The sequence below is a fragment of the Carboxylicivirga linearis genome (assembly GCF_018271995.1).
In the GTDB taxonomy this organism is placed as follows: Bacteria; Bacteroidota; Bacteroidia; order Bacteroidales; family Marinilabiliaceae; genus Carboxylicivirga; species Carboxylicivirga linearis.
On record NZ_JAGUCO010000016.1, the window covers coordinates 75,970 to 89,231 of the forward strand.

At 36.0% G+C, this 13,262-nt stretch carries 9 protein-coding genes; 4 read left to right on the top strand and 5 right to left on the bottom strand.

All coding sequences use genetic code 11. The features are described from left to right. Positions 1-144: 144 nt before the first annotated feature. Complete coding sequence (locus KEM10_RS16570) at positions 145-843, top strand: Crp/Fnr family transcriptional regulator (RefSeq protein WP_212217146.1); 699 nt, start codon at positions 145-147, stop codon at positions 841-843. 228 nt (positions 844-1,071) lie between these two features. After that, on the top strand, positions 1,072-1,692 hold the full coding sequence (locus KEM10_RS16575; protein WP_212217147.1) for a UbiA prenyltransferase family protein: 621 nt from the start codon (positions 1,072-1,074) through the stop codon (positions 1,690-1,692). A 53-nt stretch (positions 1,693-1,745) separates the two neighbouring features. On the opposite strand, the gene ald is transcribed toward KEM10_RS16575, so the two are convergent. The 5 genes from ald to KEM10_RS16600 form a co-directional block, all read right to left on the bottom strand. Further along, positions 1,746-2,879: an alanine dehydrogenase gene (gene ald / locus KEM10_RS16580; RefSeq protein ID WP_212217148.1), complete on the bottom strand. Its 1,134-nt coding sequence runs from the start codon at positions 2,877-2,879 to the stop codon at positions 1,746-1,748. Positions 2,880-3,143: 264 nt separating this feature from the next. Next, positions 3,144-5,417, bottom strand: coding sequence for a beta-glucosidase BglX (bglX, locus tag KEM10_RS16585; protein WP_244825954.1), 2,274 nt, complete (start codon positions 5,415-5,417; stop codon positions 3,144-3,146). A gap of 131 nt (positions 5,418-5,548) precedes the next feature. Continuing rightward, on the bottom strand, positions 5,549-7,981 hold the full coding sequence (locus tag KEM10_RS16590) for a GH36-type glycosyl hydrolase domain-containing protein (RefSeq protein WP_212217149.1): 2,433 nt from the start codon (positions 7,979-7,981) through the stop codon (positions 5,549-5,551). Positions 7,982-8,011: 30 nt separating this feature from the next. Next, positions 8,012-9,616, bottom strand: coding sequence for an MFS transporter (locus KEM10_RS16595; protein WP_212217150.1), 1,605 nt, complete (start codon positions 9,614-9,616; stop codon positions 8,012-8,014). Between the two features lie 9 nt (positions 9,617-9,625). Continuing rightward, complete coding sequence (locus tag KEM10_RS16600) at positions 9,626-10,363, bottom strand: NUDIX hydrolase (protein ID WP_212217151.1); 738 nt, start codon at positions 10,361-10,363, stop codon at positions 9,626-9,628. Between the two features lie 541 nt (positions 10,364-10,904). Between KEM10_RS16600 and mdh the strand changes: the two genes are divergently transcribed. Then, on the top strand, positions 10,905-11,837 hold the full coding sequence (mdh, locus tag KEM10_RS16605; protein WP_212217152.1) for a malate dehydrogenase: 933 nt from the start codon (positions 10,905-10,907) through the stop codon (positions 11,835-11,837). A 193-nt stretch (positions 11,838-12,030) separates the two neighbouring features. Next, the gene (locus KEM10_RS16610; protein ID WP_212217153.1) at positions 12,031-12,756 is read left to right on the top strand and encodes a hypothetical protein; all 726 of its coding nucleotides are present in this window, start codon (positions 12,031-12,033) and stop codon (positions 12,754-12,756) included. The last annotated feature ends 506 nt before the right edge of the window (positions 12,757-13,262 follow it).

Here is a 13,262-nt window from a genome sequence, read left to right on the forward strand (position 1 = left end):
TATTATAATTACACTATCTAAATATCTCAAATAGAAAATAGTTGATCTATCAACACAACTATTTTTGTTAATTTTTGTTACTTATTCTATAATGATTACATTTATAAGTATAAATACGTGCATCTGTAATTAATCTCAAATTCAATGAATAAAGCTCAAATGCTCACAAACAATTGTGCAACCTGCAACCTAAAATTCGCGGGCTTTGACACTATGGATAACGAACAGCTGAGTGTTTTTAAAGAATCGCATTGCAGGGTTGAGTACAAAAAGGGAGAAACCATTATAAAGCAAGGTGCAAGGTGCAGCAACCTTGTTTGCATCAAATCAGGTTATGTAAAAATGCATGTTGAGGGTTTGGGGGGAAGAAGTGTAATTATTAAAGTTTTAAAACCAGGAGATTTCATTATCAGCCCTGGTATTTTTGATGACAATCGAAATCATTTTTCAGCATCTGCAATAACAGATGTAAATACCTGCCTGATAAGTATTGATGCCTTTTCAAAAGTATTTCATACCAATCATAAATTTGCGGAATCTATTTTAAAGCACAACCACCAATTAATGCAGGCTCTTTATCACCAATTAATTAATTTGTCTCACAAGAAAATGACAGGAAGAGTCGCGGATACTTTATTATATTTATCTGGTGAAGTATATCAATCAAATGTATTCTATACCACCTTATCAAGACAAGATATGGCTGATCTATCAAGTGTATCAAAAGAGAGCCTGATTCGCATCTTAAAAGATTTTAAGGAAAGTGGTATCATCTTGGTTGAAGGAAACCAATTTAAGATTCAAGCCTCAACCACTCTACAAAAAATAAGTCAGGCCGGATAATTGATTAAACTATCAAATACTTCTTTTAATAGAATAACAAGTGTTATAATCCACTTTATTGTTTATTCTAACTTGTGGGTTGCTATATCTGCCGGATCAATAACTATTGTAATATTTATAATTAACAACATTAACATATCTCCCTCTGCAGTACTTCTTAATATTTGTCTCACTTTTTTATCCTATAATTACATTTATTGGATAGGGAACAGATCAAACCCTGAAAAAATGGATAGCGATAGAAAAAGGTGGATGGATAATAATAAATGGATACCACCAGCTCTAATTATTATAGCTATTATTTACATAGCTATAAAGATTTACTTATTGAGCCTTACTCAATGGTTTATTTTATTGATCTTATCTGTTTTATCAATCTTTTATATAATCCCCTCTAGATCTGATCGCGGAATTCGCTGGTTACCGGGTTTAAAGATGCAAATTATAGCATTGAGTTGGTCGTTGCTGATTGTACCTTTTAGTTTTGATAAATTATTATCAACCCATACACTTTTTATACAAGGGGCTATTGTCTTTTTTTTCGTAATAGCTTTAGCAATACCATTTGATTTACGCGACATCCGAGATGATGCAAAGACTTTAAAAACCTTACCTCAGATAATTGGAACTAAGAATGCAGTACGATTATCTGAGATAATACTCTTTATTATTGGCTTTATCCTTTTTGTCTATACTCCCACTCTTACTGAAAAATTGAGTCACTTGTTCTTCACAATTACAAGCATTACTCTGATACATTATTCAATTCATCAAAAACCGTTGTATTATAGCTTTTGGATTGAAGGAATTCCTTTTTTCTGGATAAGCGGATTATTAATTGTACAATAAAAATAAAGACCGCCAAATGACGGTCTCTATCACACAATATTATTTAAAAGCAATTAAATTTCCACAGCCTCTTTTTGAAGCACAGCTTCTACCGGAACATAAGGTAAATCAAAGGCTTCTGACACTCCTCTGTAAACAACTTCACCTTTTACAATATTTAAACCAAGTTTTAAAGCTGAGTTTTCATTACAAGCCTTCACCCATCCTTTATTAGCCAATTGCATTGCATAAGGCAATGTTGCATTGGTTAATGCCAAAGTTGAAGTAAATGGCACTGCGCCAGGCATATTGGCAACAGTATAGTGAATAACATCATCGATAATATAGGTTGGATCATCGTGAGTTGTAGGTTTTGATGTTTCAAAACATCCTCCCTGGTCTATTGCCACATCCACCAAAACAGTTCCCTGACGCATGGTTGGCAACATGTCACGAGTAATTAATTTAGGCGCTTTTGCACCAGGAATTAACACAGCCCCAATAATCAGATCATTCTCCTGAATAGCTTCACGGATGCGCATTTCATTACCTACCTGTGTGTGCACATTAGCAGGCATTGTATCATCCAAATAACGCAGACGCTCAAGATTTAAATCCATAATGGTTACATCAGCTCCCATACCTGCAGCAATTTTAGCGGCTTGAGTACCAACTACACCACCTCCAATAACCAATACTCGTGCTGGAGGAACACCCGGAACACCGCCCATTAAAATACCACGGCCTCGGTACGTGCGCTCTAAATATTTAGCACCTTCCTGCGTTGCCATTCTACCTGCAACCTCTGACATTGGAATTAGCAATGGAAGTCTTCTGTCAGGTGTTTCAACTGTTTCGTAGCTTAAACAAATTGCTTTTTGCTCAATCATTGCATTTGTTAAAGCTTCACACGAAGCAAAATGAAAATAGGTAAATAACAACTGATTCTCTTTAATCAGTTTATATTCAGGCTCAATTGGCTCTTTCACCTTTATAATCATTTCCGCTGTTGCATAAACGTCCTCAATAGTAGGAAGAATTTGTGCCCCAGCTCCGATGTAGTCCTCATCAAAAAAATCGGTCCCCACACCAGCACCTGATTGAACATACACAGTATGACCTGCCTTGGTTAGCTCCAACACTCCCGATGGAGTCATACCTACCCGATTTTCTGCGGGTTTAATCTCTTTTGGAATACCTATTATCATCTCTAATAAATAGTGGTTGTTAGTTATTAAATCATGTTTCAAATTAAAAGAGACGATTTGAATAAAATCATGAATATTATCAACCTTTTGAAAAAATTATACACAAAATAAATGTTTAAGAGCATAAAAAATGGGGTAACTTTTTTATTACCCCATTTCTCAACACTTATTTTAAACAAGTTATATACCCTAATTTAAAAAACAGATACAATTACAATTTATAAGCTATTTTCTATTTGGTGATTCATTTCAATACAAAGCAACTTAATTCATTGTGAATGTAGTATCAATTGTTTCGATTGAATTTCCTCCAACCATTATCTTAAACTTTCCGGACTCTAAAACATAAGCTCCATTTGGATGAAAGTAACCCAATTCATCTTTACCTAATGTAAAAGAAACTTCTTTCGACTCGCCAGGAGCAAGCTCCACCTTCTTAAATCCTTTTAATTCTTTAACAGGTCGAGCATAGGTTGCTACTTCATCACGAATATACAATTGAATCACTTCTTTCCCCTTCACTTTACCCGAATTGGTAACTGTGACCATCACCTTAACCTCATCTCCTGTTGATATCTCATTTTTATCTAAATGCAGATTTGAATACATAAAAGAAGTATAACTTAATCCATAGCCGAATGGATACAATGGTGTATTAGGAGAGTCGGTATAGCGCGACCATAGGTTGCCCATGTCATCACCAACAGGTCTCCCTGTATTTTTATGATTGTAGTAGATAGGAACCTGACCAACATTACGAGGAAAAGTCATTGGCAATTTACCAGATGGATTGTATTTACCAAACAAGACATCAGCTATGGCATTTCCAGCTTCTGAACCAGCGTGCCAGGTTTCCAAAATTGCCGGTGCTTTTTCTGCCAACTCAGGAATAACAACAGGACGGCCTGTCATCAGAACCACTACAACATTTTTATTGACTTTATAAATCGCCTCGAACAACTCATTCTGAAGGCCAGACAAAGTAATATCTGTTTGACTCCGACCTTCACCCGATTGATAAGCATCTTCACCAATTGCCAGCAATACAACATCCGATTTTTTGGCAGCCCTTACCGCTTCTTTAAAAGCAGATCGATCATCATTATTAAAATTAAGGATATTGCCAAAAGTACGATCACCAGTTACCAAATCACAACCTTTGGCATAGTTAACTTTTATGCCGGTTCCTACAGCAGACTTCACACCTTCAAGCAAGGAAACAGCAGAATTAGAAATAGCCTGAGCTCTCCAATTACCCAAAGGTGAATCTTTATCATCTGCCAATGGACCTATAACTGCGATGGATTTAACAGCCTCATCAATTGGTAAAATTTGCTTCTCATTCCTTAACAATACCATTGATTCGCGCGCTACTTTTCGAGCTGCTTCTTTATGCTCATCGGTTAATAAATTATTCTTCTCACGCTCATCATTACAATATTTATATGGGTCATCGAACAACCCTAAACGATATTTAATTCTTAGAATACGGCGAACTGCATCATCAATGTATTTTACATCAACCTCTCCTGATTCAACCAATTCCTTAAGATAGGCTAAATAAGCATGAGCTTCCATATCCATATCAGAACCTCCTTTAACAGCCCTTAAGGCGGCTTCTTTCAAATCAGCTGCCGCACCATGTTGAATCATTTCACCAATACTATTCCAGTCTGAAACCACAAAACCATCAAATCCCCATTGCCCTTTTAATAAAGTACGTTGAAGATAAGAACTGGCTGTAGCCGGCATTCCATCAATAGTATTAAACGAATTCATAAATGTAGCTACCCCAGCATCACTTGCCGCTTTAAAAGGAGGAAGCACTACATTATGCAAGGATTCTCCTCCGATCTCAACCGCATTATAATCTCTTCCAGACTCCGAAAAAGCATAACCTGCAAAGTGTTTGGCGCATGCTGCAATGGTATTCTCATTACTTAAATCACTCCCTTGAAAACCTTCAACTCTGGCTTTTGCAAAGGCTGATCCTAAATAAGCATCCTCACCAGCTCCTTCCATAACACGCCCCCAGCGAGCATCACGACCAACATCAACCATTGGAGCAAATGTCCATTGCAAACCTGTAGCGGCAGCTTCTTTTGCAGCTACAGATGCGGATAACATAGCCAATTCCGGATCCCATGAAGCTGCTTCACCCAGTGGAATAGGGAACATCGTTTGATGACCATGCACTACATCGTAACCAAAAATTAAAGGAATACCCAATCTACTGTTATCAACCACCAGTTGTTGAGCCTTACGTGTTGCTTCAGCCCCCACAACATTCAACATCGACCCAACATGTCCATTTTTAAGATCTTCCAACAATTGTTGAGAGTTGTTATTTTTAGGAGCCGGACCTGTCATCTCCCATTGACCAGTTCGTTGATTCATCTGTCCGATTTTTTCCTCCAAGGTCATTTTCCCTAAAAGAGCCTCAACAAAGCGTTCTTCCTCTGAATTACTTCCGGAAGATGACGAACATGCATTCAACAATAAAAGCATAACGATTAAAATACCTACTATATGTTTCATAAGATGAATTTATTTTTCCTAGAAAGGAACTAAAAAGGCTGCCATTAAAAAATGACAGCCTTCATATTATTTATATCTCATATTAATTTGATAATATGAAATTGTTGCAAATCATTTTTGAATCTACATTTCTAAATTTCGACTTTTACCTCAACAGTTTCAGCGTCCTGAATAGGAATTATATTACCAGTAATTAGTTCGCCATTCACCCATGTTTTTTTACTTGATGTAGAAGAGCCACCTTTATTAATTACTTCAATATTATATTGAGTTCCTCTGAATTTACGTTTCACCTTAAATCCATTCCAATCGGCCGGAATACATGGATCCACAATTAAACCATTATAATGCGGTCGGATCCCTAATATATACTGACTGATGGTATAGAAATTCCAGGCAGCAGTACCTGTTAGCCACGAATTTTTAGCTTCCCCTGGTTTGAAAGCATCCTTACCGGCAATCATTTGCGAGTATACATACGGTTCTGTTTTATGCAGATCACTGATTTCTTCGAGATATGCCGGACATATTTTCCTAAAATAATCCCAGGCTCTATCTGCATTTCCATTTAAAACTTCACCAATAATTACCCAAGGGTTATTATGACAGAAGATACCTGCATTTTCTTTATATCCGGCAGGATAAGATGAAATTTCTCCATACTCAACCACGTACTCCGAAAAAGGAGGATTATTTAATACAATCCCATATTCGCAGTCAAGACGCTCTTTAACCGCATCCAGTGCTTTGGTAGTCATTCCTTCTTCTTTACCAATCTCGGCCATTGTACACCAGCCTTGCGATTCGATAAAAATCTGACCTTCCTTATTTTCTTTACTTCCTACTTTTTTACCGTAAAAGTCATATGCACGAAGGTACCAATCACCATCCCAACCATGTTGTTTTACAGCTTCAATCATAGCATCAACATGTTTCTGAGCGCGAGCTGCTTCCTCTTCTTTACCCAACACTTTACACAGCTCGATATAATCGCGACCATAAACCACAAACAAACCTGCAATCATTAATGATTCAGCTTTTGAACCTTCCGTTTTATTTTCAGTGGTTTGGAATGATTCATTAGGATCATTAGAGAAACAGTTTAGATTTAAACAGTCGTTCCAATCCGCACGACCAATCAATGGCAATCCGTGAGGACCTAAATTATTGATAACATGATCAAAAGAAATAGTCAAATGATCGAACATTGATTTGGCAACACTCATATCATTATCAAAAGGCACCATTTCATCCAAAATAGTAAAATCGCCACTTTCTTTAATATAGCTAACAACACCTAAAATCAACCACATCGGATCGTCATTAAATCCACCACCAATGTCGTTATTACCTCGTTTGGTTAATGGTTGATATTGGTGATAACATCCACCATCAGGGAATTGAGTGGAAGCAATATCAATAATACGCTCACGGGCGCGTTCCGGAATTTGATGTACAAATCCTATTAAATCTTGATTTGAATCGCGGAATCCCATTCCGCGACCTATTCCACTTTCGAAATAAGAAGCTGAACGAGAGAAATTAAAGGTAATCATACATTGATACTGATTCCAGATGTTCACCATCCTGTCCAGCTTTTCATCACCCGAATCAACAGTATAAACATCCAACAAATCTTCCCAATAAGCTTTCAATTCAGTAAAAGCAGTATCTACTTTTTCGGCTGTATCAAACTTAGCTAAAGTTGCCTTAGCTTTTGTTTTATTGATCACCCCCTTACTCTCCCACTTTTCGTCCTGAGCATTTTCAACATATCCCAAAACAAAAACAAAATCTTTGCTCTCACCAGGTTTTAATTCCACCTCAATATAATGCGAAGCTACAGGCGACCATCCATGAGCCACACTCATCCCCGGCTTCCCTTCTAATACTTTTTGAGGCTCATGAAAGCCATTATACAAACCAAAGAAAGTTTCACGATCGGTATCATAACCATCAATCTCGGTATTCACCGAGTAATAAGCATAATGGTTGCGACGCTCCTTATATTCTGTTTTGTGATAAATAGTAGATCCTTCAACCTCTACCTCCCCGGTTGAGAAATTACGCTGGAAGTTTTCCATGTCAGTAGCCGCATTCCATAGCGCCCACTCCATAAAAGAAAACAACTTAAGCTTTTTAGTTTCGTCGGAATTATTGGTAAGTGTCATTTTTTGTACTTCTGCCCATGTTTTTAATGGAACAAAAAACAACAAATCAGCTGTCACACCATCTTTTTCACCTTTTATTTTGGTATAGTTCATACCGTGACGACACTCATAATTATCCAAAGGAGTTTTACAAGGCTTCCATCCCGGAGACCATACCGAATCACCATCATTGATATAGAAGTAACGCCCTCCGTTATCCATGGGCACGTTATTATATCTATACCTGGTAATACGTCTGAATTTGGCATCTTTATAAAAAGAATAACCACCTGCCGTATTGGAGATCAAAGAAAAGAAATCCTCATTACCCAAATAATTAATCCAGGGCCAGGGTGTTTGAGGAGTAGTAATTACATACTCTTTCGCTACATCATCAAAAAATCCAAATTTCATTTTATCTGTATTATAACTAGTTCAAATAATTTATTTTGCAGCTCTTCGTGCATCCAGCTCAATATTAATCTCATCCATTTTAGATTGATTAAGCGGATAAATCGTCATTAAAACAGCTGCCAACAAAGCAACCAAAGCGGGTATCCAGCTCATCAACATTTTAATTGCAGGTATCGCTCCTTCAATCGTTGATGAATCCATTCCGTCATAATGATATGCAGCCAAAACAGCACCAATAAGCGCAGCTGCCAAACCTCCACCAAACTTGGTTACAAATGATCCAGCGGAATAGATTAAACCAGTAGCACGACGACCATTTTTATATTCTGAATAATCAGCAGCATCTCCAAGCATCGTAAAAAACAGTGTAGGAAAAATGGCTGCTCCAAATTCAGAAACAATACCAATAGTAAATATGGCGCCTATATCATCTGAGCCACAGAAAAGAAACAAAGCATTTACTCCACCTGAAAACAATAAAGCATAGATAAATAATCTTCTTTTTCCAAAGATTTTACTAAGCGGAGCCGTTACCATTGCTCCAACTATAGATGCTATCATTAGTCCTACAAGGAATGAAGCGGCTAATAATTGATTATTTACATATAAAGTAAAATAATACATTACCATACCTTGCTTTGTTGAATTATAAATGGTCCATAATAACCCAACTATCAATAAAACCAACCATGGCTTATTCTTAACTAAATCTTTCAGATCTCTTAACAAGTTTGTCTTCTGCTCCATTGGTGGAGCAATTCGCTCCTTTGTACTGGCAAATGTGATAAACATAAAAAGAGCCAGAAAAACCGACATTACGTATATTGAATAACTGTAGCCCTTTTTTTGGTTAATTAATCGAATTTTATCTGCTGATAAGCTTTCTTCTCCTTCCACAATAAAGGAATAATCCTGATCGGCCTCCATTGAGAAACTTATATATTTTCCCGGTTCCTTATCTGGATTCTTACTTACATCAGACCATATTATAGTAGCAATACCATCTTCCGTTTTAATATTGGCATTGGGTACATTCTGAGGTGTTGAAACCACCACTTCATACTTTGATTGGTTGAGTTCGGTAATATTAATTTCCGGATTCACATTACCAAAATGAGCAACTAAATACAACAAAGCACCTTGTACTATCATTCCACCTGCAAATGCCCCAACCATTCGATATGATCCTATACTGGTTCGTTCTTTGTTATCTCCTGTCATCACAGCCATCAAAGCTCCATAAGGGATATTATTAGCTGTGTAAATCAGTGTAAATAGAATGTAAGTCGAATAGGCATAGATCAATTTACCGGTTGGCCCCAAATCAGGAGTGGTAAATAGCAGAGATAAAATAACAGCTAATGGAATGGCTGTCCATAATACCCAAGGTCTGAACTTTCCATATTTCGAATTGGTCATATCACCAATAACCCCCATACCAACATCACTTACACCATCGCTAAAGCGGGCAACTAACAACAATAATCCAGCTGCAGCTGGTGCTAGTCCAAATACATCTGTATAAAAAAATAGTAAAAAAGTAGATACGCCACGCCATGCAATGTTTGCAGCACCGTCGCCTAAAGCATAACCAACTTTCTCAAAAACTGAGACTTTGTTTGTTCTTTTGTCCATTATTTGGCTTTATACTAAGAAATTAAGTATTTCCTTCCTGGTTTTTTCATAAACTTCGCGGCTAAACATATATAAACGAGCAGGTTTATGAGCCACTCCTTTTTGCTTTTCATCCAAAGGAATTAAATACTTCATACGCCCTACTTTTTTTCGGAAGTTTCTTTTATCAAAGGTGGTATCTAATATTATCTCGTATACTTTTTGTAATTGTGAAAGCGTAAATTTATCCGGCAATAATTCAAACCCAATTGGTTCATGTATTAATTTATTACGCATTGCAACAAGCGCCTCTGACAGAATCAAATTATGGTCAAATCCCAACTCTCCAACTTCTTCAACCGGCATCCAGCGCACATTTCTTCCCTTCCACTCTAATGTTACTTTTTGCGTTGCCAACAATGCAAAAAAGCCAATCGATACAATCCTTTTGTCAGGATCTCTATTATCGTGAAGCAACCATTTTCGATCATTTTCCTTCTTTAACCGATCAGGTGCCGCAAAGGTCTTAAACTGTTCAAGATAAATATTTCTCAGCCCGGTTAAATCATATAAAATCCTATCAGCGGCTTCTACTATAGTCTCATCTTCGTAAATATGATTACCTGTAAGTGTTAAATCAGAAAATTCATCGCTTCCATCGTCAGCTTTAAGTGTTCGATCTACAACAAGAACATTTAGTTTCTCCGAATCAAAACCAAATATTACACAGTCAACTGAAATATAATTATTTAATTTTCTATTAGACATAAAGAATAGTCACTCATTTTTTGGGTCAAAATATACACCAATTGTGTTAGTGTTATTTATACACTTTTACAACAGGCAGCTAATATAGGTTTTTATTTTTAGGTTTTCAAACAAGCTTAATAAAATGTTAACGATACTTAATGAATATTGACCTGATCATATTATAACGATTCAGCATATAACAAGGATTAACTGAGAAATATGAATCATATTTAGAATTAATCTAAATTTATCACAAAAACTCACAACACAAACAAACACACTGATGCACATATAGATATATTACATCTTAATATAATCCATGTATTTTAAATTGAGTAAATCTTTAATAAAACTATAAGGTCAACAGTTTGAATTTGAACAAGAAAGCTAGTTACTTGTTGAATAGACGTCAACCCGCCTGAATCTAAAAGAATGTTAAAGAATAAGGAAAAAATTCAGTAATCTGGATTAATTTTTAATTTTACCGTCCCTTGAAATATTATTAAATAATTAGAGAGTAAATATTGCAAATTCATAACACTAAAAAATATAATTCATTATGAAAGTAACCGTTGTAGGAGCCGGTAATGTAGGTGCAACATGTGCAGATGTTTTAGCGTATCGAGAAATTGCCAATGAGGTAATTTTAGTTGACATTAAAGAGGGTGTTGCCGAAGGTAAAGCTTTGGATATATGGCAAAAAGCACCAATTAACTTATATGATACCAGAACAGTAGGGGTTACCAATGATTACTCTAAAACTGCTGACTCGGATGTTGTGGTTATTACTTCCGGTCTTCCTCGCAAACCAGGAATGACACGTGACGACTTAATTGAGACCAACGCCGGAATTGTTAAATCTGTTACAGAGCAAGTTGTAAAATATTCACCTGAAGCTAAAATTGTTATCGTTTCCAACCCATTGGACGTAATGACTTATCAGGCACACCTAACATCTAAATTTCCACGCACCAAAGTAATGGGTATGGCCGGAATCTTAGATACCGCTCGCTACAGAGCTTTCCTTGCTGAAGAATTGAATGTTTCACCAAAAGATATTCAGGCAGTATTAATGGGTGGTCATGGAGATACTATGGTACCACTTCCTCGCTACACTACTGTTGGTGGTATTCCAGTAACTGAATTGATTGATGCCGAAAAATTGGATGCTATTATTGAACGTACAAAATTTGGTGGTGGAGAGTTAGTAAAATTAATGGGCACCTCAGCATGGTATGCTCCTGGTTCGGCTGCTGCTCAAATGGTTGAAGCAATTATCAAAGATCAGAAACGCGTTTTCCCTGTATGTATTAAACTTGATGGAGAATACGGAATAGATGACTGTTATCTTGGAGTACCTGTTGTATTAGGTAAGAATGGTGTAGAAAAAGTAATTGAGCTTCAACTTAACGATGAAGAAAAAGAACTATTACTTGAAAGTCGCAAGCACGTTCGTGAAGTAATGGAAGTTCTTGAAAAATCAGGAAAGTAATTCCCTTGAGATATTAAATAAGAACCCATCTTTCTAAAAGATGGGTTTTTTATTGTTCGAAAATGAACATGAAATTGTTTAATATCGTTCATTTTTAAAACCTCCAGACAGCACCTTTCACCACATAACACCCTGTTAAACTAATAATTACATAAAATGGCATAAAGTCTGTTATTAATTTAACAACTAAATAATGGAGGATATAGTCATGAAAACTGAAATTAATCACACCCACAAAAACTCAACTGCTAATTACATTTTCTTTGGTATTACTTTGAGTATTTTTACTTTGAGCATTTACTTTTCATTTGTTCAAAAAGGTACAGAACTATACACTAGTGCAAGTGTAACATCAATATTAAACCGTCAGGCAACAACCACCATACCCGTTACTGAAGTTACACCAATTGATTTAAAAGAATATTTAACCGACGTCGTTGAAGAGCCTATAGCAATAGATAACTGGATGACAGATGCATCATGGACTTCAACCACTACTACTTTAGATTATATTAATGCTGATTATATTGAAGAAGCAATACCTGTTCAAGAGTGGATGGTATCAACAGAGTCATGGAATGTAGCAACCGATATAGAAGTTACAGAAACAGCAATACCTATTGAGAGTTGGATGTTAAATACATCAGAATGGAATTTAGTAAATAACAGCTACTTTAGTGAATCTGCCCTAATGGAAGAAACCATTCCGTTAGAAAGTTGGATGCTTAGCGTTGAAAGCTGGGGCGTAACCTATGATGAAAACTTTACTGAAGCAGATATTCCCTTGGAAAACTGGATGCTTTCAACTTCTACTTGGCAAGATATAGAATTACAAAATGTTCATTACGAGGAAGCTGATATAGCAATAGAATCATGGATGTTAAACATTTCCGATTGGGAGAACACCCTTAACATATAAGTAACAACTCATTAAGACTATATTCTCCCCCTAAAGCGAAGAAACTTTCTTCGCTTTTTTATTTCCCTTTGTTCAATCTAATTACCCCTTACCTTTATCATTTATCTCAACGGCCTCATGATGCAATGCAAATCTTTTATAATACAACATCAATAACGCTTTAATTGGCAAGGCTAAATGCCTTCCTATCAATCCCATTAAACTTCCCCATATTGAGGAAGCTAATAATTTTGCTTTTAGCAAATTAACTTATCACATAATAATTTTAGCTAAAATTCCGTTGTAAAGATGTAGTTATTTTCTGAGTGAAGCATTTAGAATTTATTTGTTAATATTTGTTTATTTTTATTGCAATTATTTAATTTTTTTATTGATTTTTCTTCAACCTTTACTTATTTTGCATATGGGAAAGGTTATAGCAAGAAGTTCAATTCCATTTTTTATTTTTGCACACTGATTCTACCAACGAAGATTTTTAAACAACCATTACTGTTACAGTTGATTAC